This is a genomic window from Rhodococcus sp. PD04 (genome assembly GCF_035918275.1).
Taxonomy (GTDB): domain Bacteria; phylum Actinomycetota; class Actinomycetes; order Mycobacteriales; family Mycobacteriaceae; genus Rhodococcus; species Rhodococcus rhodochrous.
Window position 1 is genome coordinate 3,395,499 of record NZ_CP142143.1, and the last position, 24,087, is coordinate 3,419,585.

23 protein-coding genes are annotated in these 24,087 nt (G+C 67.5%); 10 read left to right on the forward strand and 13 right to left on the reverse strand.

Annotated elements, in window-relative coordinates; genetic code table 11:
• Positions 1-22: 22 nt before the first annotated feature.
• Positions 23-496 carry an NUDIX hydrolase gene (locus U9J23_RS15675; protein WP_059380736.1) on the forward strand — a complete coding sequence of 158 codons (474 nt, stop codon included), beginning with the start codon at positions 23-25 and terminating at the stop codon, positions 494-496.
• Here U9J23_RS15675 and U9J23_RS15680 read toward each other — a convergent pair.
• From U9J23_RS15680 to U9J23_RS15700, 5 genes are all read right to left on the reverse strand, one after another.
• Positions 490-3,726, reverse strand: a complete 3,237-nt coding sequence (locus tag U9J23_RS15680) for an arabinosyltransferase domain-containing protein (protein ID WP_085468479.1) — start codon at positions 3,724-3,726, stop codon at positions 490-492. The genes U9J23_RS15675 and U9J23_RS15680 overlap by 7 nt on opposite strands.
• A gap of 158 nt (positions 3,727-3,884) precedes the next feature.
• A complete protein-coding gene (nrdF, locus tag U9J23_RS15685; RefSeq protein WP_272267211.1) occupies positions 3,885-4,895 on the reverse strand; it encodes a class 1b ribonucleoside-diphosphate reductase subunit beta in 1,011 nt (336 codons plus the stop codon).
• 653 nt (positions 4,896-5,548) lie between these two features.
• A complete protein-coding gene (gene nrdE, locus U9J23_RS15690) occupies positions 5,549-7,714 on the reverse strand; it encodes a class 1b ribonucleoside-diphosphate reductase subunit alpha (RefSeq protein ID WP_442802252.1) in 2,166 nt (721 codons plus the stop codon).
• Positions 7,715-7,797: 83 nt separating this feature from the next.
• Positions 7,798-8,250, reverse strand: coding sequence for a class Ib ribonucleoside-diphosphate reductase assembly flavoprotein NrdI (nrdI, locus tag U9J23_RS15695; protein WP_106199297.1), 453 nt, complete (start codon positions 8,248-8,250; stop codon positions 7,798-7,800).
• Positions 8,251-8,360: 110 nt separating this feature from the next.
• Positions 8,361-8,591 carry a redoxin NrdH gene (locus tag U9J23_RS15700; protein WP_006550390.1) on the reverse strand — a complete coding sequence of 77 codons (231 nt, stop codon included), beginning with the start codon at positions 8,589-8,591 and terminating at the stop codon, positions 8,361-8,363.
• A 393-nt stretch (positions 8,592-8,984) separates the two neighbouring features.
• Here U9J23_RS15700 and U9J23_RS15705 point away from each other — a divergent pair, with 393 nt between their 5' ends.
• From U9J23_RS15705 to U9J23_RS15725, 5 genes are read left to right on the forward strand one after another with little or no spacing between them, the layout of a single operon-like run.
• Positions 8,985-9,944, forward strand: a complete 960-nt coding sequence (locus U9J23_RS15705) for a glycoside hydrolase family 26 protein (protein WP_106201496.1) — start codon at positions 8,985-8,987, stop codon at positions 9,942-9,944.
• Positions 9,941-11,176, forward strand: a complete 1,236-nt coding sequence (locus U9J23_RS15710) for a PP2C family protein-serine/threonine phosphatase (RefSeq protein ID WP_106199295.1) — start codon at positions 9,941-9,943, stop codon at positions 11,174-11,176. Before U9J23_RS15705 ends, U9J23_RS15710 begins: the two co-directional genes overlap by 4 nt.
• Complete coding sequence (locus U9J23_RS15715; RefSeq protein WP_159417935.1) at positions 11,173-13,128, forward strand: glycosyltransferase family 2 protein; 1,956 nt, start codon at positions 11,173-11,175, stop codon at positions 13,126-13,128. The genes U9J23_RS15710 and U9J23_RS15715 overlap by 4 nt, the downstream gene beginning before the upstream one ends.
• Complete coding sequence (locus tag U9J23_RS15720) at positions 13,125-13,460, forward strand: STAS domain-containing protein (RefSeq protein ID WP_106199293.1); 336 nt, start codon at positions 13,125-13,127, stop codon at positions 13,458-13,460. The genes U9J23_RS15715 and U9J23_RS15720 overlap by 4 nt, the downstream gene beginning before the upstream one ends.
• A complete protein-coding gene (locus U9J23_RS15725) occupies positions 13,450-13,917 on the forward strand; it encodes an ATP-binding protein (protein WP_159417934.1) in 468 nt (155 codons plus the stop codon). The genes U9J23_RS15720 and U9J23_RS15725 overlap by 11 nt, the downstream gene beginning before the upstream one ends.
• Here U9J23_RS15725 and U9J23_RS15730 read toward each other — a convergent pair.
• The 4 genes from U9J23_RS15730 to U9J23_RS15745 form a co-directional block, all read right to left on the reverse strand.
• Entirely contained in the window at positions 13,897-16,020 is a 2,124-nt protein-coding gene (locus U9J23_RS15730; RefSeq protein ID WP_106199290.1) for a xanthine dehydrogenase family protein molybdopterin-binding subunit, read from the reverse strand. The genes U9J23_RS15725 and U9J23_RS15730 overlap by 21 nt on opposite strands.
• A complete protein-coding gene (locus U9J23_RS15735; RefSeq protein ID WP_326598763.1) occupies positions 16,017-17,018 on the reverse strand; it encodes an FAD binding domain-containing protein in 1,002 nt (333 codons plus the stop codon). The genes U9J23_RS15730 and U9J23_RS15735 overlap by 4 nt, the downstream gene beginning before the upstream one ends.
• Complete coding sequence (locus U9J23_RS15740) at positions 17,015-17,608, reverse strand: 2Fe-2S iron-sulfur cluster-binding protein (protein ID WP_085468481.1); 594 nt, start codon at positions 17,606-17,608, stop codon at positions 17,015-17,017. Before U9J23_RS15740 ends, U9J23_RS15735 begins: the two co-directional genes overlap by 4 nt.
• Before the next feature lie 216 nt (positions 17,609-17,824).
• On the reverse strand, positions 17,825-18,382 hold the full coding sequence (locus tag U9J23_RS15745) for an NAD(P)H-dependent oxidoreductase (RefSeq protein WP_085468482.1): 558 nt from the start codon (positions 18,380-18,382) through the stop codon (positions 17,825-17,827).
• A gap of 89 nt (positions 18,383-18,471) precedes the next feature.
• On the opposite strand from U9J23_RS15745, the gene U9J23_RS15750 reads away from it, so the two are divergent.
• The 3 genes from U9J23_RS15750 to U9J23_RS15760 are packed head-to-tail and all read left to right on the forward strand — an operon-like array spanning position 18,472 to position 20,395.
• Complete coding sequence (locus U9J23_RS15750) at positions 18,472-19,155, forward strand: TetR/AcrR family transcriptional regulator (RefSeq protein ID WP_085468483.1); 684 nt, start codon at positions 18,472-18,474, stop codon at positions 19,153-19,155.
• Between the two features lie 4 nt (positions 19,156-19,159).
• A complete protein-coding gene (locus U9J23_RS15755; RefSeq protein WP_059380729.1) occupies positions 19,160-19,951 on the forward strand; it encodes an META domain-containing protein in 792 nt (263 codons plus the stop codon).
• A 24-nt stretch (positions 19,952-19,975) separates the two neighbouring features.
• Entirely contained in the window at positions 19,976-20,395 is a 420-nt protein-coding gene (locus tag U9J23_RS15760) for an META domain-containing protein (protein WP_226949852.1), read from the forward strand.
• 24 nt (positions 20,396-20,419) lie between these two features.
• Here the strand turns inward: U9J23_RS15760 and U9J23_RS15765 are convergent, their stop codons facing one another.
• Positions 20,420-20,968 (reverse strand): nucleosidase, encoded by a 549-nt coding sequence (locus U9J23_RS15765; RefSeq protein ID WP_059380727.1) that lies wholly within the window; start codon positions 20,966-20,968, stop codon positions 20,420-20,422.
• Positions 20,965-21,765 carry a fructosamine kinase family protein gene (locus U9J23_RS15770; protein WP_085468484.1) on the reverse strand — a complete coding sequence of 267 codons (801 nt, stop codon included), beginning with the start codon at positions 21,763-21,765 and terminating at the stop codon, positions 20,965-20,967. Before U9J23_RS15770 ends, U9J23_RS15765 begins: the two co-directional genes overlap by 4 nt.
• 94 nt (positions 21,766-21,859) lie before the next feature.
• Between U9J23_RS15770 and nadE the strand changes: the two genes are divergently transcribed.
• Positions 21,860-22,696, forward strand: a complete 837-nt coding sequence (gene nadE, locus U9J23_RS15775) for an ammonia-dependent NAD(+) synthetase (protein WP_059380788.1) — start codon at positions 21,860-21,862, stop codon at positions 22,694-22,696.
• On the opposite strand, the gene U9J23_RS15780 is transcribed toward nadE, so the two are convergent.
• Both U9J23_RS15780 and moaA read right to left on the reverse strand, forming a co-directional pair.
• Positions 22,693-22,971, reverse strand: coding sequence for a MoaD/ThiS family protein (locus tag U9J23_RS15780; RefSeq protein ID WP_024101433.1), 279 nt, complete (start codon positions 22,969-22,971; stop codon positions 22,693-22,695). The genes nadE and U9J23_RS15780 overlap by 4 nt on opposite strands.
• Positions 22,964-24,022, reverse strand: coding sequence for a GTP 3',8-cyclase MoaA (gene moaA, locus U9J23_RS15785; RefSeq protein ID WP_059380724.1), 1,059 nt, complete (start codon positions 24,020-24,022; stop codon positions 22,964-22,966). Before moaA ends, U9J23_RS15780 begins: the two co-directional genes overlap by 8 nt.
• Positions 24,023-24,087 lie beyond the last annotated feature (65 nt).

Sequence of the window (24,087 nt, forward strand, 5' to 3'; positions counted from 1 at the left end):
TTGCCGGTATAGAAACGAGGGCGTGCCGATACCCGATTTCGTCCTCCAGCTCCGCTCACACGTAGGAACCGCTCCCCTGTGGCTGCCGGGGGTGAGCGCGATCGTCACGGACGACCGTGATCGCGTCCTGCTCACCCGCCGCGCCGACAACGGCATGTGGGCCGTGGTGTCCGGCATCCTCGAACCCGGTGAGGAACCGGCGGTCGCCGCGGTCCGGGAAGTGCTCGAGGAGACGGGGGTCGCCGCCGAGATCGTGCGGCTGACGAGCGTCGATGTCACGGCACCGATCACCTATCCCAACGGCGACGTCGCGCAGTACCTCGACGTGTGCTTCCTGCTCCGCGCGACCGGCGGGGACGCACGCGTCGCCGACGACGAGAACCTCGAGGTGGCCTGGTTCGCGCCGGACGACCTTCCCGAACCGCTCACCGAGACGTCGCGTCTGCGGCTCGGGAAGGCTCTCGCCGGCCGTGCGGAGGCGTGGTTCCGTCAGTAGGCGGTGTTGATCGGACCCGGGCTCCACAGACCGCTGCGTGTGACCGTGGCGGTGTCGGGTTCCACGGTCTCCGTCGACGGATCGATCGGCGTGTACTGCTCGATCGCTCCCCAGTCGCGGTCCCAGTCGTGATGGAGATACGACGGGATCGTGCGGGCCCGCAGCAACTGGTCGGTCCAGCCGAGAGGACCGCCACCGTTGTGGTCCTGCCACAGATCCGTGGAGATGGCACCGATCCGGTCCGGCAGGATCCGGTACTCGGGGATCTCGGCGATGCCGTTGCGGTGCAACATCTGCCGCTGGCACGGGAAGTTGAGCCCGACCGCCCAGTCCAGCAGGACCGGAGTGTCGCTCCCGACGACCTGCTGCAGGGTCTGCGTCTGCGGCACGCGTGGCGGAGTGAACGCCAGCCACTGTTCGGGCGCGAGATCGTTGTCGGAGGCGACGATCCGTACCGCGTCGACCTCGCCCGGCAGCGTGTCCATCGGGACACGCAGATTCCTCCACGAGGGCGCCGGACCGATGTCGATCGGCAACGCCCGTCCCAGCGCGGTGACGCTGCCGTCGGCCGCGGTGGTCCCGTATTCGAGTTCGAGTCGCTGACCGTAGGTTTCGGTTCCGTCGGCGTCGACGGAGAAGATCCGGCCGGCCGCGGCGATGGTGACGAGATCCCCGCGCGAACCGGCTGCGTCGGGTTCGGGCAGCCGGAACCAGGCGCTCGTGACGTCACCGAGGGACGATCCGTGGCTGCCCAGCACCGGGGTGGTCGCCGGATCGAGCCCGAACGGCAAAGCGACGGTGCTGCCGTTGATTCCGACTCTGCCGGTACCACCGCCGGTGCCTCCGGTACCGCCGGTCGAGGTCTGGTCGTCGTTCGTGTCGACCGTGTTGGCGGTACCGGCCGAGGCCGAGTCGTCGTCCGGGGTCAGATCGAGGGCGACACCACCCGGCGTGAACCCGTCCCCTCCTCCGGCATCGAGAGCGGTGGCCGTGTCGGCGCCGATCGGAGTGAGCACCGAGGCGTTCGGGTCCGTCTCGAGCAACACGTCGTTCGCGAGCGCACACGAGTTGCCGGTGAGCGTGTCGAAGTTGGACCGTGCCACCGAATAACCCGGGTACTGCGAGATCGCGCCCTTGGCCAGTGACAGCACCTCGAACAGCACCATCGCGGCGGCGGCGACGGTCAACGGCGGCACCGCCCACAACCGGGACGGGACGTCGGTGCGGGTGGAGGCGACGGGGTGGATGTGCCACCACGCGGCGAGCAGCAAGGCGACGACCGTCACCGCGAAGAACACGGTGGAGAAGCCGAACCCGGCGACCGACGGCGGCTTGTCCCACCACGGGACCCCGTAGCTCGAGACGTACCACCAGCCGTTGGGGCCGATGAACGACATGGTCACCACGAACGACACCGCCGCGGCGAACAGGGCGCGGTTGCGTCGCGAACGCAGCACCGCGGGGCCGGTGGCCACGGCGGCGAGCATCGCCACTGCGGCCGCCAGACCTGCGTAGATCCCGAAGTGGTGGGTCCACTTGGTGGGCGCGAACATCATCAGCACCAGCGCGCCGAGGGTGATGCCGACGATGCGGCGGGACGGACCCTGCGCGGTGCCGGGGATGTGCCCACCGCGGCGCAGCATCGCCACGATCGCCACTGCCAGGCACAACGCCAGGGTGAAGACCGCGAACCTGCGGGCCAGCGAGCCGTCCACGGTGATCTGCAACAGGTACTGGTAGCGCAGATACTCCTGGAACCACGGCACGTTCGGGCCGACACCGTGCACGTGCTGCATCTCCAGCACCGCCGCGAGAGTCTGGTCGGCGAAGACCGGCACCAGGATCACCAGTCCGGCCGCGAGCATCGGCGCGAGAACCGGCAGCCATCCCAGGGTCTGTGCCCGTCGATGGAGGATGCGGGCGATGGGGCGGGCACCGGCGATCAGCGCGGCGAAACAGATGATGCCCGACGGTCCCGCGGTCACGGTGAGCGCGGCGACGAGGATCGCGGCCGCCGCGGGCAGCAGACGCCGGGTGGCGATCGCGCGTTCGACCGAGCACCAGGTGAGCACGATGCCCGTCGCGACGATCGGTTCCGGGCGCAGTCCGTTGTTGAGCGGCAGCCAGAACGCCAGGAACACCAGCGCCCCGGTCCACAGCGGAAGCCGGTTGCGGCGCAGCGCGACGCCGAGACGCGGAGCGACCTCGCGGCTGAGCACCCACCAGCACAGGATTCCGGCGGTCAGCGCCGGTAGCCGCATCCAGATGCTCGCCGTCGAGACCTGGGTCATCAGGGCGAGGACGTCGTAGAAGGGGGTACCGAAGGGCGCTTCGGGCACACCGAACCACCGGAAGTAGTTCGCCATGTACCCGGCCTCACCCGCGGCGCGGGCCATCCCGAGCTGATAGCCGTCGTCGGCGGTGTTCGCCCCGATGACATGCCAGAGGAGCAGCGTTCCGGCGACCAGCGCGTCGATGCGGGTGAACGACCACCAGGACGCCGGCAACAGGCGACGGTGAAGACGACCGTCGGCGCGATCGAGCCGGGCCAGCGTCCACAACGCCAGTGCCGTGGCCACCACCGCGACGATCATCGCGACGATCTTCAGCACTGTCGGAGACGTCGTGAAACGGGTGTCGACGGTCGCGGTGACCGAGACACCGTCGAGTGCGGGTCCGGGCAGGTCGGTGAAGATGCCGACCAGTTGGGGCCGCAGGTCGCGGTCGAAGGTCCGCTCCCCCGCCGCCCCGGCAGAGCCGGTGATCGTGGCGACGGTGCGTTCCGAGTTCGAGGACAGGGTGATCGAGCAGTCCCCGGCCAGGTCGTCCACCGGTGCCGAGGAGAGCAGCGTGTTGCGGGAGATCACCTCGAACATCGCCGGCCCGTCGTCACCGGCCGGCCGGACACGGGCGATCAGTCCGTAGCGCTCACGGTCGGGAGCTCCCGAGGGGAGTGTGGAGAAGACGGTGCCGCCGTCCGGCAGCGCATCGCGCACGGACCGGCACTCGATCGTGGCGTCGAGATCGACCGGCGCATAGGACACCAGCGGGGCCGAGATGCCGGCGTTGCTCCCGCCCTGCGGCCAGTCGATGGTCGAAGTGGTCTGTGTCACGGGCAGGAACGGCATCGCGATCGATGCGGCGATCCCCACGACGGCGGCGAGCACCGCCCACAGACGGGTCCGCTGGTCGACTGCTCGCCCGCCCGAAGGCGCGCGTTCGGTTGTCACCGGCCGAGGCGAGCCCGACGCTTCTCTTGTCTCGGTCACGAGGAGCGATGCTATCGGTGACGGGCCGGGCCGCGAAAAGCACACGATCCCGCACCCGGGCGCTGCTGCGCCGGTGTGCGGGATCGATGCGTTCGGGCCGGTGACGGAGAATGTCTACGTCAGAAGTCCCAGTCCTCGTCCTCCGTGACGACGGCCTTGCCGATCACGTAGGAGCTACCGGAGCCGGAGAAGAAGTCGTGGTTCTCGTCGGCGTTCGGCGACAGCGCCGACAGGATGGCCGGGTTGACGTCCGTCTCGTCCTTCGGGAACAGCGCCTCGTAACCGAGGTTCATCAGCGCCTTGTTCGCGTTGTAGCGCAGGAACTTCTTGACGTCCTCGGTGAGCCCGACCTGGTCGTAGAGGTCGGCCGTGTAGTGGGTCTCGTTGTCGTACAGCTCGAAGAGCAGTTCGAAGACCCAGTCCTTGAGCTCGTCGCGCTCGGCCTGCGTGATCGTCTCGAGTCCGCGCTGGTACTTGTAGCCGATGTAGTAGCCGTGGACGGCCTCGTCGCGGATGATCAGGCGGATCATGTCGGCGGTGTTGGTGAGCTTGGCCCGCGACGACCAGTACATCGGCAGGTAGAAGCCCGAGTAGAACAGGAACGACTCGAGCAGTGTCGAGGCGGCCTTGCGCTTGAGCGGGTCGTCGCCCTTGTAGTAGTCGAGGATGATCTGCGCCTTGCGCTGCAGGTGCTCGTTCTCCTCCGACCACCGGAAGGCGTCGTCGATCTGGCGGCTCGAGCACAGTGTCGAGAAGATCTGCGAGTAGCTCTTCGCGTGCACCGACTCCATGAACGCGATGTTCGTCAGCACCGCTTCCTCGTGCGGGGTGACCGCATCGGGAATGAGTGAGACCGCACCGACCGTGCCCTGGATGGTGTCGAGCAGCGTCAGGCCCGTGAAGACCCGCATCGTCAGTTCCTGCTCGTATTCGGTGAGCGTTCCCCACGACTGGATGTCGTTGGAGACGGGCACCTTCTCCGGGAGCCAGAAGTTGCCGGTGAGGCGATCCCAGACCTCGGCGTCCTTGTCGTCGGGGACGCGGTTCCAGTTGATCGCGGAGACGCGATCGATGAGCTTTACGCGTGTGCCGTCGGCTGGCGAATGCGCACGGGGTGCGGAAGTAGTCATTTACCTTTCCCTGTTGGCTCAACTTGCTCACTGTGGCGTAGCCAATCGACCGCGCCATCCGAACGAAAGCCGGGATTCATGCAGCATCCGGCTCGACGTAGTAGTACTACGGATAGTAGCCCCACAGGTAAGTATTCCGCGAATTTTGCAGCGAAAGTCGTTGCCAGTAATGCCATTCGAGTTCGTCAACGGTTTTTGGGGTTGAGACAGGAGTAGGTGGAGGATGGGAGCACCCCATCCTCCACCTACGGGTTACAGTCAGACGCGCTGGGTGACCGTCCCTTGTGGGTCGTCGCCGCCCTTACGCTTGGTCACGAACCGGCCGGTCGAAGCCGACCTCGTAACCGAACGCTGGTTCGATGTGCCACTTCCGACCGCTTCGTTGATGGTTTTCGAAGGCCATCTCGCGGCGGAAGCCTTACTGACAAATCGACCACTTATTGCGCTTCGGTTGACTCGTCGAGTCATACCGACCACCTCCTGAGGTGGTTACGCCTCGACTGAGCCCCGGGACTCTTCCCAGGTTCAACTCGTGTACGCTCAACTTCTGGATAGGCAGTCTCGCGCGCCGAGGCTATGAGGGGTTCGACTGTTGGAGCAGTCGAACCCCTCACTTCTTTCTCACCGCCGATCTGGCGGCAAAATCCTTCGCCTCACAGCATGCAGGAGACGCAGTTCTCCACCTCGGTGCCCTCGAGCGCCATCTGCCGCAGGCGGATGTAGTACAGGGTCTTGATTCCCTTGCGCCACGCGTAGATCTGCGCCTTGTTCACGTCGCGGGTGGTGACGGTGTCCTTGAAGAACAGCGTCAGCGACAGACCCTGGTCGACGTGCTGCGTCGCAGCAGCGTAGGTGTCGATGATCTTCTCGTAGCCGATCTCGTACGCGTCCTGGAAGTACTCGAGATTCTCGTTCGTCATGTAGGGCGCCGGGTAGTAGACACGCCCGATCTTGCCCTCCTTGCGGATCTCGATCTTCGACGCGACCGGGTGGATCGAGCTCGTCGAGTGGTTGATGTACGAGATCGAACCGGTGGGCGGAACCGCCTGCAGGTTCTGGTTGTAGATGCCGTGCTTCTGCACGGACTCCTTCAGCTCGCGCCAGTCCTGCTGCGTGGGGATCGCGATGTTCGACTCGGCGAACAGCTGACGGACCCGCTCGGTCGCCGGCTCCCACACCTGATCGGTGTACTTGTCGAAGAACTCACCCGAGGCGTACTTCGACTCCGGGAAGCCCTTGAAGTACGAGCCGCGCTCGATCGCGATCTTGTTCGACGCACGGAGGGCGTGGAACAGCACCGTGTAGAAGTAGATGTTCGTGAAGTCGACGCCTTCTTCGGACCCGTAGAAGATGTGCTCGCGGGCGAGGAAGCCGTGCAGGTTCATCTGACCGAGGCCGATGGCGTGGGATTCGTTGTTGCCCCGCTCGATCGACGGCACCGACGAGATCGTCGTCTGGTCGGAGACGGCCGTCAGGCCGCGGATGGCGACCTCGATGGTCTGCGCGAAGTCGGGCGAATCCATCGTCTTCGCGATGTTCAGCGAACCGAGGTTGCACGAGATGTCCTTGCCCACATGGCTGTAGGACAGGTCGTCATTGAACTCCGAGGGGGTCGAGACCTGCAGGATCTCCGAGCACAGGTTCGAGTGCGTGATCTTGCCGGCGATCGGGTTGGCCCGGTTCACCGTGTCCTCGAACATGACATACGGGTAGCCCGACTCGAACTGCAGCTCGGCGACGGTCTGGAAGAACTCGCGCGCCTTGATCTTCGACTTGCGGATGCGCTTGTCGTCGACCATCTCGTAGTACTTCTCGGTGACGTCGATGTCGGCGAAGGGCTTGCCGTAGACGCGCTCGACGTCGTACGGCGAGAACAGGTACATGTCCTCGTTCTTCTTCGCCAGCTCGAACGTGATGTCGGGGATGACGACACCCAGCGAGAGGGTCTTGATGCGGATCTTCTCGTCGGCGTTCTCACGCTTGGTGTCGAGGAAGCGGTAGATGTCGGGGTGGTGCGCGTGCAGGTAGACCGCACCGGCACCCTGACGGGCACCGAGCTGGTTGGCGTAGGAGAAGGAGTCCTCGAGCAGCTTCATGATCGGGATGACGCCGGAGGACTGGTTCTCGATCTTCTTGATCGGGGCGCCGTGCTCACGAATATTGCTGAGCAGCAAGGCGACACCGCCACCGCGCTTGGACAGCTGCAGTGCGGAGTTGATGGAGCGGCCGATCGACTCCATGTTGTCCTCGATGCGGAGCAGGAAGCACGAGACGGGCTCTCCGCGCTGCTTCTTGCCCGAGTTGAGGAAGGTGGGGGTGGCCGGCTGGAAACGACCGGAGATGATCTCGTCGACGAGGTGCCGGGCGAGGATCTCGTCGCCGTCGGCGAGCGTCAGCGCGACCATGCACACGCGGTCCTCGAAGCGCTCGAGGTAGCGCTTGCCGTCGAACGTCTTGAGCGTGTACGAGGTGTAGTACTTGAACGCACCGAGGAAGGTCGGGAACCGGAACTTCTTCGAATATGCGTGCTCGAACAGCGATTTGACGAACGCACGCGAGTACTTCTCGAGCACCTCGGGCTCGTAGTAGTTCTCCTCGACGAGATAGTCGAGCTTCTCGTCGAGGTTGTGGAAGAAGACCGTGTTCTGGTTGACGTGCTGCAGGAAGTACTGGCGGGCGGCGGCCACATCCTTGTCGAACTGGATCTCGCCGTTGGGGCCGTACAGATTCAACATCGCGTTGAGCGCGTGGTAGTCGAGATCCTTGATCGAATCGTCGAGGTGTGCGCTCGTGGCGGGAGCGGGATCGGTAATGGTCACAGTGCTGTCCCCACTTGTCGGAGTTAGGAAACGGCCGCGCAGTCACGTCCGCGACGCGCGTCGAATACGGATACGGATGTGGCTCAGGCGTTCTGGAGAACGGACTCCCAGAATCGGGCGAGACCGTCGCGGACACGCTCGACGTCGTCGGTCGTGCCCATCAACTCGAACCGGTACAGATACGGCACCTTGCACTTGCGCGAGACGATGTCTCCCGCGAAACAGTACGAGTCGCCGAAGTTGGTGTTACCCGCCGCGATGACACCGCGGATCAGGCCCCGATTGTGCTCGTTGTTGAGGAATCGGATGACCTGTTTGGGAACGTAGCGGGTATCACGGCCCGTGGCGGTCGTCCCGCCACCGTAGGTCGGCACGATCAGCACGTACGGATCGTGGACCTCGAAATTCCCCTCACGATCGTGCAGCGGGATACGGCTGGCCGGAATCCCGAGTTTCTGCACGAATCGGTGGGTGTTCTCGGATGTACTCGAGAAGTACACCAGCGATGTTCCCGGGATCGACCCCAGCGAAGCCATCGGTAGTCACCACTCTTCATTCGATTGCGAAGACCGGCCCGAGGCGGACACGGAAGAACACGTCCGCCCGGAGACGACGACGATCGGGCCGCCGCGAACGCGGCCCGGGCTCAGGCAGCGACGGTGAGCGCCTTGATTCGGTCGGGGCGGAAGCCCGACCAGTGGTCGTCGCCGGCGACGACGACGGGCGCCTGGAGGTATCCCAGCGCCATGACGTAGTCGCGGGCCTCGGGGTTCTCACTGATGTCGACGACGTCGTACTCGATGCCGGCCTTGTCGAGGGCGCGGTAGGTGGCGGTGCACTGGACGCAGGCAGGCTTGGTGTAGACGGTGATGTTCATGAATGCCCCTTTTCCGACGGCCGTGGGCGGCCTGACGACTGACTGCTGTGCGTTACCCGGAAGCCCACTCATCCGTCCGATCCCGCTTCCCCGAGAGATCGTCGGCACTTGTGGCCCTCCAGCGGTCTAGACACTACACCTTGTGTCCGTCGGATACACAGAACCCAGGATGTTGTGACTTACAAAGGTGATATTCCCAGGTCGCGACCCTCCCTCCACGGCGTTTCGGGCGTGTCTCGGCGTGTCGCCGCAGCGCGTCCGAGAGAGACCTCGAGCACAGTGTGGCGGGCACCACCGACAACTTCGCGAGGTCACCGCGAGAACACCCTCCGGAGGGCCTGCGCGGGGAGCTCCGGGCGGGAAGAATGACTCCTCGTGCACCCGGTTCGCGCGATGCTTGCCGCACTGCTGGCACTGTCCCTGTGCGCCGCCTGTGACTCGCGCCGTGAGTGCGAACCGATCTCCGCCCCGCTCGACGAGACGAGCACCGCGTGTCCCCGCTTCGGCATCAGCACCCCCGGCGGCCCGGTGGCCGTCGACGAGTACCGCGCGGTCACCGGGGCGGTCGGCACCGCCCCCGGCGCGGTGCTGTGGTTCGTCGACTTCCTCTCCCCGCCACCCCTCGGGGCCCTCGACATCGTGCGCGCCTCGGGCGCCGACCCGATCGTCACGTGGGAGCCCTGGTTGCAGCGCGACGACGGGACGTACGACCGGACGTCGATCTCGATGACCGACATCGCCGCGGGGATCCACGACGACCATCTCTACCGATGGGCGGACGAGCTCGCCGCCTGGGACGGGACCGTGTTCCTGCGCTTCGCGCACGAGCCGAACGGGGACTGGTACCCCTGGGGTCCCGCCGGCGGTACCTCAGCGGAGACCTACGTCGCGGCGTGGCGGCATGTGCACGACCTGTTCGCCTCCAAGGGAGCCGTCAACGTGCGCTGGATCTGGACGGTCAACGTCCCGCACGAGGGCAGCAGCCCCATCGCCCCCCTGTATCCGGGCGACGGTTACGTCGATGTCATCGGGGTCGACGGCTACAACTGGGGCACCACCCGGCAGTGGAGTCGCTGGCAGTCCCCCGAGGATCTGTTCGGACCGACCTTCGACGAGCTCGGTCGGCTCGCCCCGGAGCGTCCAGTCGCAGTCACCGAGGTCGCGAGCGCGGAGGCCGGTGGGTCGAAGCCGGACTGGATCCGGGATCTGGTGGCTTACTTGGACAGTCACCCCGCGGTGACGACGTTCGTGTGGTTCCATCACAACAAGGAAACCGACTGGCGCCTGACCAGCACGGCCGAGTGCGCGGCGGCCCTGGACGACGCTCTGCACAGGAGACACACCGCACGATGACATCCGAGGCGCCGCTGCTCCCCGACCATCTCGAGGGCGAGCGCATGCGCGACGTCGAGCGGCTCGAGCTGCTCGACACCCCTCACGAGGAGCGCTTCGACAAAATCACCCGCATGGCGTGCCGCGTGTTCGGCGTCCCCATGGCGTCGGTGTCGCTGATGGACCACGACCGGCAGTGGTTCAAGTCGATCCTCGGACTGCAACTCTCCGAAGTTCCTCGCGAGAGGACGGTGTGCCGCACCACCATCGCGCGGGCGTACGAGCGGCCGGACGACCCCGCACTCGTCCTTCCCGATGCCGCAACCGATCCCGCCTTCATGGACATCCCCGGTATCGGTGGTGAGGGTGGGATCCGGTTCTACGCCGGTTATCCCCTGTTCGGCCCCACCGGTCACCCCGTGGGCACCTTCTGCATCTATGACACCGAGGAGAGGAGCCTCGATCCGGATCAGCTCGACACATTCGCGGAGCTGGCCGAGTGGGCTCAACGCGAACTCGATCGTTCCGACGAACTCGAGCGGGCCGCCGAGATCCAGCGGCAACTCCTGCCCCGGCCGCTCCCGGATCTTCCCGGTTACGGGATCGCCACGGTGTGCCTGCCCGCCTACATGGTGGGCGGCGATTTCTTCGACCACTACCGACTCCGCGACGGGGTCGTGATCACCGTCGCCGACGTCATGGGCAAAGGACTCGGTGCTGCGATACTGTCGTCGGCCGTACGTTCCTCGCTGCGCGGGGTCGGAAGAGTCTTCGACCGGTTCGGGCGGCCGGAAGGTGTCCTCGAGACCGGATTGGCGCTGTCGGTCGCCGCGGAACACCTCGCGGAGGACTTCGAGCACACCGGGACGTTCGTCACCGCCTTCGTCGCCGCGATCGACTTCTCGACGGGGCACATCGAGTTCGCCGATGCCGGCCACGGTCTGGCCGCGATCCGGCGTGCCGACGGCGAGGTCGAACCGCTCCACGGCGGCGGCCCTCCGCTCGGGATACTCCCCGAGACCACGTGGATATCGGCAACCGCGCAGCTGAATCCGGGCGACACTCTCGTGGTCTGCTCGGACGGTCTCCTCGACCTGCTCGACGAGCAGAGCGACCCTGCGGCACTGTGCCGATTCGTTGCGGCTCATACCACCCCGGAGGCACTGGTGGACGCTGCGCAAGCCTTGACGGAGAGCGAACCACCGCTCGACGACGTCACGGTCGTCGCGATACGACGGAACGAGGTGTTGTGAACGCCGTCACGAAAGAGGGCTACCCGTCCCCGTTCCTGCGTGTCCTCATCGTCCTCACGGTCGTCGTCGGTCTGAACTACATCGTCTGGCGCTGGTTGTTCTCGGTGAATTGGGACGCCTGGTGGATCGCGGTGCCACTGGTGCTTGCCGAGACATACAGCCTGATCGACTCCTTGCTCTTCGCCTTGACGATGTGGCGGCTGAGGAGACGCCCCGAGCCGCCGGCGGCACCCGAAGGGATGACGGTCGACGTCTTCATTACCACCTACAACGAACCCGTCGACCTGGTGCTGCGCACCGCCGCAGCAGCAAAGCGGATCCGCTATCCGCACCGGACGTGGATCCTCGACGACGGAGCCCGGCCCGAACTCGCCGCGGCCGCAGCCGAACTCGGTGTCGACTACATGACACGCTCGGCGAGCTGGACGAACAAGCCCCGTCATGCCAAGGCCGGCAATCTCATCAACGCCCTGCTGCACTCCGACGGCGAGTTCCTGTTGATCCTCGACGCCGACCAGGTGCCCGAACCCGAGATCCTCGACCGCACACTCGGATACTTCACCGACGAGAGCATGGCGCTGGTCCAGACCCCGCAGTACTTCACCAATGTCCCCGACTCCGATCCACTCGGCAGTCAGGCCCCGTTGTTCTACGGCCCGATCCAGCAGGGCAAGGACGGCTGGAACGCGGCCTTCTTCTGCGGGTCCAACGCGATCCTCCGACGTGAAGCACTCATGCAGCTCGGCATCGCCGGCTACGTCCAGGCCGTCGAGGACGGTGTGGAACGCACCCTGCGTACCGCCGGAAAGGTGGTCGATCGCGCGCGCCGGAAAGTGCCCGCCGATCAGCCCGATGTGGCCGCGGCACTCGACTCGGTGCGCCGTGCCGTGCGCACGGCACGCAGCGAACTCCGGACCGGTGTGGCACTCGCCGACGTCACCTTCCGCTTCCAGCAGACGGTCGACGCCGCTGCACGCAGCATCGTCGACGCCGACTTCGGTGGTATCCGCGCCGATCTCGAGGAGATCGCCGCGCTCGACGCACACGGTACCGACGCGCTCACCATCGACGACACCGTGCTCGAACGCCTGGCCGATCGCGAATGGTCGCCGCTCGGTGCGCTCGAATCGATCCGCGCGATGATCCGCGCGGTCGACGTCGACCGCGCGGAGGAGGCCGAACCGATGCTCGCGTTGGCGACCATCTCCGTGACCGAGGACATGGCCACCTCGATGCGCCTGCACGGCGCCGGCTGGAAGTCCGTCTACCACCACGAGATCCTGGCCTACGGGCTGGCCCCGGAGGATCCGAAGACGATGGTCACCCAACGACTTCGCTGGGCGCAGGGCACGATCCAGGTGATGCTCCGGGAGAACCCGCTCGTCCAGAAGGGCATGACCGTCGCGCAGCGCCTGATGTACTGGTCGACGATGTGGAGTTATCTCTCCGGATTCGCAGCCCTCGCCTATTTCGCGGCGCCGGTGATCTATCTCGTCTTCGGAGTCCTGCCGGTCGAGGCGTTCAGCCTCGACTTCTTCGCGCGACTCGTCCCGTTCCTCATCCTGAGTCAGTTGTTGTTCTTCATCGTGGGCCGCGGGACGCCGACCTGGCGTGGCCAGCAGTACAGCCTCGCCTTGTTCCCGGTGTGGATCAGGGCGTGTTGGACCGCCTTCCTCAACGTGTATTTCGACAAGCCGCTGGACTTCGCGGTCACTCCGAAGACGCGCCAAGGGGGCGAGGGTGTCCCGTGGTATCTGTTCCGGCAGCAGCTGCTCGTCATGGCGCTGTTGGTGGTCGCAGCGATCATCGGCACCGTGCGGTTGTTCCTCGGCGATATCTCGGTGCTGGGAGTCACCGCGAACCTCGTCTGGGTCGTGTTCGACCTGTTCATTCTCTCGGTGGTGATCCAAGCGGCTCGCTACCGTGGACCCGAAAGCAAAGGAGATCGATGAGCCACTACGAAACCCGCCAGGTGGGAACGAGCACCGTCGTGCAGCCCACGGGCCGCCTGAACATGGTTGCGGCACCGCGCCTTCGCGAGCAGCTACATGGTCTCGTCGAGAACGGATCCAGCCGGCTCGTGGTGGATCTCAGCCGGACCGACTTCATCGACTCCTCCGGTCTCGGCGCACTCGTCTCCGGGTTGAAGGCCGCCCGTCAGGCGGGCGGCGACCTGCGGATCGCCGCACCGACCGCCCAGGTACAGAGCGTCCTCGCGCTCACCCGGCTCGACCGGGTGCTGACGACACACGATTCCGCGGACACGGCGTTCGATGGCGACTGACCGGCCACCGGAAATGCAACCGGACCAGGGCCCCTCGATGCGGTGGGAGCTGTCGGCCACGACGAGTGAAGGCACCCTCGACAGGATCATGAACCTGGTCGCCGAGATGTTCGCCGCCGAGGAGCTCGACGAGTCCGACCGCATGCAGTTCGAGATCGCGGTCGCCGAGATCGGCGCGAACATCATCGAGCATGCCGGCCGGGGAGACGCGGTCTCGGTGACGCTGACCCTGGAACTCCATCCGGAGCGCCTGGAGGCCGTGTTCGTCGACGACGGCGCCCCGGCCCGGGTGGATCTGCGTTCGGTCGAACTTCCGGATGTCCTCGCCGAGCGCGGTCGAGGACTTGCCATCGCCCTCGCCGCGCTCGACGAACTTCGGTACCGGCGGCAGGCCGGCACCAATCGCTGGCTGTTGGTCTGTTACCGGTCCGACGCGTCAGGGCAGGCCGGGCAGTAGGTCGTCGAGGCGGGCCGGCAGGTTCCGGACCCGCACTCCGGTCGCGTGCCACAGGGCGTTGACGACCGCCGCGGCGCTGCCGACGATCCCGATCTCACCGATCCCCCGCGACCCCATGGGGGTCGCATGCAGATCTTCGTCGTCGAGCCACTCCGCTTCGATTCCGCGGATGTCGGCGTGCGTCGGGACGTGGTACTCGGACAGGTCGTGGTTGACGACGTGCCCGAAACGGGCGTCACGGATGCTCTCTTCGAACAGCGCCATCGAGATCCCGAACGACATCCCGCCGATGAACTGCGACCGCGCCGTCCGCGGGTTGATGACCCGTCCCACGGAGAACAGCCCGAACATCCGGGGCACCCGGATCTCGCCGGTGTCGGCGTCGACGTGCACCTCGGCGAAGTGCACACCGAAGGACTGCGCGGTGTAGTGCTCGAGTTCGCGGTTCTCGGCTGCCGATGCGGACAGTTCGGCACCCACCGGCGGATCGTCGCCGAAGCGTTTGCCGAATTGCTCTGCGGCCGTGACGATCGCGGTTCCCCAGGACGAGGTGCCCGACGACCCGCCGGCCACCGTGCCGTTGGGCAGTGCGCTGTCGCCGATCTCGAGGTCCACGTCCTCCGGTCGGCATCCGAGTGCGTCGGCGGCGATGAGGGTCAGGGTCGTCCACGCACCCGTACCGAGGTCGGTCGCTCCGATGCGGACGGAGTAGCGCCCCTCCCCGAGGTGCCGGATCTGGGCTTCCGAGCCGGGATTGACCATGTGGGGATAGGTCGCGACCGCCATGCCGGTACCGATCAGGGTGTTACCCTGCCGCCGGGTGCCGGGTTCGCGGTCGGACGGATCCCATCCGAATCGCTGTGCTCCTTCGCGGAGGCATTCGACGAGCCGGCGCGACGACCACGGCTTCCCCGTCTCCGGATCGGACTCGGGTTCGTTGCGGATGCGCAGTTCGATCGGGTCGATCCCGAGTTCGGCGGCGAGCTCGTCCATCGCGACCTCGCCGGCGAACATGCCCGGCGCCTCGCCGGGAGCGCGCATCCAGAACGGCGCCGGCACGTCGAGGGTGATCGCGCGATGCGACGTGCGGGCGTTGGCGACGTCGTAGAGATTGCGCAGCGGCACCCCCGCCTGTTCGACGAATTCGGTGACCCGGGACGACTGGGCGAACGCCTCGTGCACGAGACCGGTGAGCTTGCCGTCACTGTCGGCCGCGAGCCGGATGTGCGAGGCGGTCGGAGCCCGGTAACCGACGTAACCGAACATGTCGGGCCGGGAGACCGCGAACTTGATCGCCTTCCCCGGCAGGGCACGCGCCGCGAGTCCGCCGAGGACGTCGTGCGCGTGAGGACCGCCCTTGGAACCGAATCCCCCACCGATGTACGGACAGACCACCCGCATCCGGGCCGCGTCGAGACCGAAGACCGGCGCGAGGGTCTCGACGACACCGTGCGGATGCTGTGTCGAGGTGTACAGCGTCAGGGTGTGTGCGTCGGTCTCACCGTTCGACGGCACGACGTCGTTCCGCCAGATCGCGACCACGGTGTGCGGTTCGAGCGGGTTGTTGTGTTCCTCGGGGGTGGAGTACCACTGATCGACGACCGTCTCGGCGCGGGCGAACGCCGCGTCGACATCCCCTCGCTCGCTGTCGGGTTCGTAGCCGCCGTTGACGGTCTCGGGTGTGTACGCGTCGGGATGGTCGGCGCGGAAGAGCGCGTCGTGCGGTTCCTCGCTGTATTCGACCTCCAGGAGCGAACATGCCTCCCGGGCGATCTCGAAGCTCTCCGCGACGACCGCGCCGATGATCTGGCCCCGGTACAGCACGTCGGGTGTCTGCAGGACGGAGTACTCGCCCTCGGCCTCCTCGGTGAGACGCGGGGCGTTCCAGGGAGTGAGGACCTTCAACACCCCCGGCACCGCTTCGGCGGCGGCCGTGTCGATCCGGTCGACGCGTCCACGCACGATGGTGGAGGTGAGCGGTACGAGGTAGGTGGGATCGTCGACCGGGTGCTCGTAGGCGTACGGCGCCGTCCCGGCGACCTTCGCCGGTCCGTCGATGCGCGCGGTGGAGCGTCCACCTGCTCGGATCGGCTCGGGGCTCATGCGGATCCACCTCGTTCCCGTCGTTCGTCGAGTTCGCGCAGGGTCGCCACCACGGTGCGCCGCAGCAGCGGGATCTTGTACGCGTTGCCGTCGAGGGGACTCGCGTCGGCGAGTTCGGCCTCGGCCGCCGCGGCGAAGACCTCGTCGGAGGGCTGCTGCCCGAGGAGTGCTTCCTCCGCGCGGTGTGCCCGCCAGGGCCGGTGCGCGACCCCACCGAATGCGATGCGGCACCCGGTGATCGTCCCGTCCGCGACGGTCGTCTCGGCCGCCACGGAGACCAGCGCGAAGGCGTAGGACGCCCGGTCGCGCACCTTGCGATAGGTGGACAGCGAACTTTGCGCCGCGGGGATCTGCACGCCGACGATGAGGTCGTCGTGTTCGAGCACGGTGTCGCGCTCGGGTGTGTCACCGGGAAGGCGGTAGAAGTCCTCCACCGCGATGGCGCGCTCACCGTCCGGGCCGAGAACGAGGACTTCGGCGTCGAGCGCGAGCAGGGCGACCGCCATATCGGACGGATGGGTGGCCACGCAGTGCTCCGAGGCGCCGAGGATCGCGTGGTAGCGGGTATATCCGCCGATGGCGGAGCAGCCGCTGCCGGGTTCGCGCTTGTTGCAGGGGGTGCTCACGTCCCGGAAGTACGAGCACCGCGTGCGCTGGAGCAGGTTGCCGCCGGTGGTCGCGGTGTTCCGGAGCTGGGGCGAGGCACCGGCGAGCAGTGCACGCGACAGCACCGGATAGTTGCGCCGCACGAAGGGATGCGCCGCGAGGTCGCTGTTGCGGACATTGGCGCCCACCCGGATTCCCCCGTCGGCGGTCTCCTCGACGGTGTCGAGCGGAAGGTGCGAGACGTCGACGAGGAGGTCGGGGGTCGCGACGCCGAGTTTGAGGTGGTCGACCAGATTCGTGCCGCCCGCGAGGAAGACCGCACCCGGTGTCTCGTGCACGACGGTGACGGCGGCGGCGGGATCTGCCGGTCGCTCGTAACGGAGGGAGCTCATCGCGTCTCCTCCGTATCGAGTCGGCTGTCGCCGGCACCGATTCGGCTGTCACCGGCGGCGACGGTGCGGATCGCCGAGACGATATTGGGATAGGCGGCGCAGCGGCACAGATTGCCACTCATGCGTTCCCGGATCTCGTCGTCGTCGAGTTCGGGTGCCCGGTCGAGATCGGCCGTGACGTGACTCGGTGCCCCGTCGGCGAACTCGTCGAGCATGCCGACGGCGGAACAGATCTGGCCGGGGGTGCAGTAGCCGCACTGGAAGGCGTCGTCCTCGATGAACTGTGCCTGGAGCGGATGCATCTCCCCGTCGCCGAGTCCGGCGGCGGTGACGATCTCGGCGCCGTCGTGCGAGGCGGCGAGGGCCAGGCACGAGAGGATGCGCCGGCCGCCGATCAGCACGGTGCACGCTCCGCACTGACCGAGATCGCATCCCTTCTTCGGGGACGTGATCCCGAGGCGGTCGCGCAGTGCGTCGAGCACGGTGGTGCGGACGTCGATCGGGACGCGACGCTCCACCCCGTCGACGTGGAGAACTATGTCGAGATCGGGTCGGTGGCCGGTATCGGTCCTCGTATCCCCGCTTGTCATGGGCAAACCTCCGAACAGTGGGCTGTGTTCGGGGCATTCCCGCTGCAGGCGTCATCGAACCGTCGAGATGCGACGAGCGGAGCGTCCGCGGCTCGGCCGGACCCTGCGGATACGCGCGGTGCCGGAGACCTCGCGGGTCTCCGGCACCGGGGTGTCGGTCGGTCCGCCGGCCGCTCTCGGTGCCGGCGGTACCGGCAGGGACGACGGACGTCTCGATCAGGCGTTGGCGAGCACCTTGGTGGCGTCGGCCAGTGCGGTGACGACAGCTGCGATCTGCTGCGCGGTCTCGGCGTGCTCCTTGGCGTGGACGCCACCGAACTTGCCGAAGGTCTCGCCGATCGACAGCGAGCCGCCCTCGACGATCGTTCCGCCGGCGATGCCGATGGCCTTGACCGCGTCCTCGAGCGCCCACTTCGCGGCGTTCTGGCTGGGCGACTGGCTGACGATCGCGACGGGCTTGCCGCTCAGTGCACCGGCACCGTAGGGGCGCGACAGCCAGTCGACGGCGTTCTTGAGGACCGCGGAGACGGTGCCGTTGTACTCGGGGGTGACGACCAGCACGGCATCGACATCGGCAGCGGCGTCACGCAGGGCAACGGCAGCAGCGGGGGCGGCCTCGCCGTCGAGGTCCTCGTTGTAGAACGGAACGTCGGCGAGGCCCTCGTAGAGGGTCACCTCGACGTTCTCGGCAGCGACCGCCGCGGCGGTCTCGGCGATCTGGCGGGAGACGGAGCCGTCGCGCAGGCTGCCGACGAGGGCGAGAACTCGGGTCATGGGAACATCCTCGGGTCGAAGTGGTTGACTACGCAATGTTAAACGGACCGCGGTCCGCTTTATTCCCCGCCCCGCTAGAGTGTGACCTTGTGAACACTCGCCCCCTCCCGCACGCGGACGGTCGGGCGCTGCCTGCGGCGAACAGCCGGGCCCTCCCTCTGGCGGATGAGCGACTCTCCGAACGGGGCGACGCAGCGCGCAATCGTTCCCGTCTGCTCGACGCCGCCGCCCTGCTCGTCGCCGAACGGGGCGTCGACGCCGTGACGATGGACGCCGTCGCGGCGCGGGCCGGAGTCGGCAAGGGCACCGTCTTCCGCAGGTTCGGCTCCCGCGCCGGACTCGTCCGGGCACTGCTCGACCACAGCGAGCGCGAGTTCCAGCAGGGCTTCCTGTTCGGCCCACCGCCGCTCGGCCCGGACGCCGAACCTCTGGACCGGCTCATCGCGTTCGGTCGTGCGCGCATCGAACTCGTCGAGGTGCAGGGCGAACTGCTCCGCGCGGCCGAATCCGCCACCGACTCCCGCTACACCGCTCCCGCCCACCTGGTCTCGCTCGCCCACGTCGACACGTTGTTGCGTGCCGCCGGGGTCACCGGCGACACCCGATTGCTGGCGACCTCGCTGGTCGCGTCGCTCGAAGCCACCCTCGTCCTCCACCAGTGGCGCGAACTCGGTCATCCGCTCCGCCGACTCGCCGACAACTGGGCCGAACTTGCACACCGTGTCGTGACCGGACGAGGTACCCACGAAACCGGGTCGAGCGCCGTACCGTAACGGCATGATTCGCACATTCCGGGTGCTCGCGTTCGTCTCCCTGGCAGCGGTGGCCGCCGCGTGCAGCACAGAGTCGGATTCGGCCGACACCAACTCCGCAGAGGACCTCACCGGTCGCACCTTCGTCTCGACGAGCGTGACCGGCACACAGATCCCGGGCGACGGACCGCTGGTCGTCGAGTTCCCGGACGACGGACGCATCTCCGCGACCGCCGGCTGCAACCGCTTCGTCGGTGGCGTCGATCTGTCCGAGGGCAGAGTGAAGGCGTCGGACCTGGCGAGCACGATGATGGCCTGCCTGCCGGAACGCGAGGGAGCCGACGCCTGGCTCACCACGTTGTTCGACGCCGAGCCGCGCTGGTCGCTCGACGGGAACACCTTCACGCTCACCGGCGACGACATCACGGTCTCGCTCGAGGACGAGAAGGTCGTCGACCCCGATCTGCCGATCACCGGCACCGAATGGGTGGTGACCTCGCTGCGCACCGCCGACGCCGTCGTCAGGTCGATCGCCCTGGAGAACGCCGCGCCGACACTCACCCTGTCCGACGACGGCACCCTCACAGGGAACACGGGGTGCAACGAGTTCGGCGGCAGCGCCGAGGTCGGCAACGACGTCATCCTGTTCGAACCGCTCACCATGACCCGCGCGGCCTGCGCCGATCCCGAGCTCGCCGATGTCGAGACGCACATCCTGAACGTGCTCGCAGGTGAGACCACCTACACCGTCCAGGGCTCGTCGATGACCCTCACCGCGGCGAACGGCACCGACGGACTGGAGTTCACGGCCCGCTGAGCCCTCCTCGGTACCGTGAGACACATGCCGGGAGCAGTCCGCGTGGTCGTCGTCCTCGCACTGGGTGCGCTGCTGTCCGGGTGCGGGCTGTTCGGATCGTCGCCGTCCGACCCGATCGGCCGCCGTTACGTCTCGACCGAGGTCGAGGGGCGGCCGATCCCCGGCGGCGGCCCGCTCCAGTTGTCGTTCCCCGCCCGGGAACGGGTCGCGGCGTCCGCCGGATGCAACCGGTTCACCGGCACCGCCGACCTTTCCGGGGGCAGGATCCGTGCCGGGACGCTCGCGTCCACGAGGATGGCGTGCCCTCCCCCGCGCGACGGCGCCGACGACTGGGTGCGGACACTGTTCGCGGGCACACCCCGGTGGACTCTCGACGGAGAGGTGCTCACCCTCACCACCGGCGCGGTGACCGTCACCCTCACCGAACGCACGGACGAGCGCTGAGGTCGGTCGTCCGGGGCGAATCGTTCAGTAGCGCTCGACGAGCCACCGCGCGAGTTCCCGTGCGCTGCGGTCGACCTGCTTCGGCCAGTCGAGCGCCGAATCGTCGGCCCGGTCGCTCACGTGCTTGACGAGCCGGCACCGCGCACCCATGCGACGGGCGGCGTAGGCGACCGCGAAACCCTCCATGTCGACGAGATCGGCGCGCGCGGACAGCGCGTCGCGGATCTCGGCGTCCGAGACGAACGAATCGCCGGTGGCGAGCACGCTGCCGTCACCGTCGTCGATCCGGACGACGTCCTGCACCGGGTGACCGAGGCTCTTCAGGATCTCGCTGCTGATGTCGTGGTTGATCACGGCGGACGGCAGGAACAGTCCCGAGTGATGGGTGTGCAGCGCACCGGCGGTGCCGATGTTCACGACGAGCGGCCGAGCGTCGGCCGGATACGCCGCGAGCGCCGCGGTGACGGCGACCGCTGCGTCGACCTTCCCGATTCCGGTGATCACCGTCTCGTAGCGTTCCGGGACGTGCGCCGCCTCGGCGCGGGTTGCGGATACGACGAGGATCCCGTTCACGTACTGCCTCCGAGTTCGAGGGTTGCGAGTGCCGCCCGGTGCAGCTCCCGCCCGTACCCGGCACCGTATCCCGCGGCGTGCACCGCCAGTGGATGCAGCTGGTGCACGGGCACCCGATGCTCCCAGCCGGCGCGCAGCGGATGCGCCGACTCGTAACCGTCGACGACCCGGCCCAGGTGCGGGCAGCCGAAGAGCGCGAGCATCGCCAGATCTGTCTCGCGGTGGCCGCCGTGTGCGGCCGGGTCGATCAGGACGACGCCGCGCGGCGACCACAACACGTTGCCGTTCCACAGGTCTCCGTGCAGACGCGACGGCGGATCGTCGTCGTCGAAGGCTCCGGCCGCAACGAGATCGCAGGCGGCCTCGATGTCGCGGCACTGGCGGTCGGTGACGCTGCCCGCATCGACCGCGATGCGCAGGAAGGGCAGCACCCGCTCTGCGATGTAGAACGATCCCCAGGTGGCGTGCACGGTACGGCTCATGGGGCGGCGGCCGATGAACAATTGCCCGTCGTAGTGGTCGGGTGCCGCACCGAAACCTGCGGCCCCCGCGTCGTGCATCCGGGCGAGTACCGCACCGAACTCACGTGCGGTCCCGGCGGACGGGGATGCCTCGGCGATCCGATCGAGTTCGATGTGGTGTTCGCTCACCGACCGCACCGCCGCGACCGGCATACCGGCCTCGGCGAGCCAGGCCAGGCCGGCCGCCTCGGCCCGGAAGAAATCCGGATGTGCGTGCGGGTCGTGTTTGCGGAAGACGTCTCCGGTGCTCACCCCGAAGAGTCTGCCCGACCGCACTGTTCGTCTCGCATCTCTCCGCCCGGCCCTCATCCTTCCCGCCCTCTTCGCCGTTGTATCGCAGCAGTAACACGGGAACGCTAGGGTCGTGAAGATGACGAACCTTCGCGATCGGATCATCGAAGAACTCGGGGTGAAACCCTCCATCGACCCACGCGCCGAGATCGACGCCCGGGTGCAGTTTCTCGCCGACTACCTGCGCAGCACTCCCGCGAAGGGATTCGTGCTCGGCATCAGCGGCGGGCAGGACAGCACACTCGCCGGCAAGCTCGCCCAGCTCGCCGCGGAGAAGCTCCGCGCCGAGGGCCTCACGGCGGAGTTCGTTGCGGTCCGCCTGCCCTACGGCAAGCAGGCCGACGAACACGACGCCCTCGTCGCACTGGAGTTCATCGGAGCCGATCGCACTCTCGGTGTGGATGTGAAGCCCGGCGCCGACGCGACGGCATCGGAGGCGGCTCGCGCGCTGTACGGCACCGAGACCCGTCTGCGCGACTTCGTGCGCGGCAACATCAAGGCCCGCGAACGCATGATGATCCAGTACGCGATCGCCGGAGAACTCGGCTACCTCGTGGTCGGCACCGACCATGCCGCCGAAGCGGTGACCGGTTTCTACACCAAGTACGGCGACGGCGGCGTCGACATCACTCCGCTGGCCGGTCTGACGAAGCGGCAGGGAGCGGCGCTGCTGCGCGAACTCGACGCACCCGAGAGCACCTGGATCAAGATCCCCACCGCCGATCTCGAGGACGACCGTCCCGCGCTGCCCGACGAGGAAGCGCTCGGCATGACCTACAGCGAGATCGACGACTATCTCGAGGGCAAGGACGTCACCGACGACCTCGCCAAGCGCCTCGAGACCAAGTTCCTCGACACGCGGCACAAGCGCGTGATGCCCGTGGCGCCCTTCGACACCTGGTGGCGCGAGGGTTAGCCACCCGCGAAGGGCGGCAGGACGTCCACCCGGGATCCGGCCGGTCGGCCGAGGTCCCGGGTGAGTTCGCCCGTGCCGCCGTCGCCGGGTTCGAGCAGGAAGGCCGCCACCGACAGGACCCGCTCCATGCCGGCCCCGTAACGGTCGACGAGGACGGCGCGCAGCGCGCCGAGATCGGCGCCCTCCGGTAGGTCGATCGTGTCCTTCTCGCGTCCGGCCGCATCTGCTGCGGCCGCGAAGTACCGCACCTCGATCCCGGTCGTCACCTCAGCCACCGATAGCTCCCATGCTCCGCTGCGGCGGCGCGAAGTCCGCCGCGTCCATGCCGTGTCCGGCCCATTTGTTCCACATCGCCCCGCGCCACACCGCGGCGAGGTCCTCGTCGGTGGCGCCGCCGCGCAGAGCGGCGCGCAGGTCGGTCTCCCGATCGCTGAACAGGCAGGACCGGACCGTTCCCTCGGCCGTCAACCGCGTGCGGTCGCAGTCGCTGCAGAACGACCGCGTCACCGACGCGATGATGCCGACCGTCGCAGGTCCGCCGTCGACGAGCCAGCGTTCGGCCGGCGCGGACGGATCCTCCCGTTCGGTCTCCGTGAGCGTGAACCGTCGCCCGAGGACGTCGAGCAACTGCTGGGCAGGCACCATCTGCGAGCGCGCCCAGTTCTGATCGGCGTCGAGGGGCATCTGCTCGATGAACCGCAGTTCCACGCCCTCGTCCAGGCACCACGCGAGCAGGTCGGCCGCGCCCTCGAGGGTCTCCGGCATCAGGACGGCGTTGACCTTGACCCGGCCGAGTCCGGCGGCCACCGCGGCCCGGATGCCGTCGAGCACCGAATCGAGCCGGTCGCGGCGCGTCAGGCGCGCGAAGTGCTCGCGGTCGATGGTGTCGAGGGAGATGTTCACGCGGGTCAGTCCGGCGTCCGCCAGCGCCCGCGCGCGGTGCCGGAGACCGACCGCATTGGTGGTCAGCGCGATCGGCAGCCCCGGGGTCTGCTGCGCACATCCGGCGACGATCTCCTCGAGATCGCGGCGCATGAGCGGTTCCCCACCGGTGAAGCGCACCTCGTGGACACCGAGCCGGCCGGTCGCGATGCCCACCAGGCGCACGATCTCGGCGCTCGTGAGCAGCTTGTCGCGCGGAATCTCGGGAAGTCCCTCGGCCGGCATGCAGTAGGTACAGCGCAACGAGCACTTCTCGGTGAGGGATACACGCAGGTCGCGGGCGATGCGACCGAAGCGATCGAGGAGCTCGGGCACGTCGGGCCGATCGGACACGTCGTCTGCGCGATCGCGCACGACCGGGATGCCCATGTCCACCGCTGTCATACGACCATCGCTTTCATACAGCCCAGTATGCCCACAACCGCAGATCGTGACACCGCATCCGGACA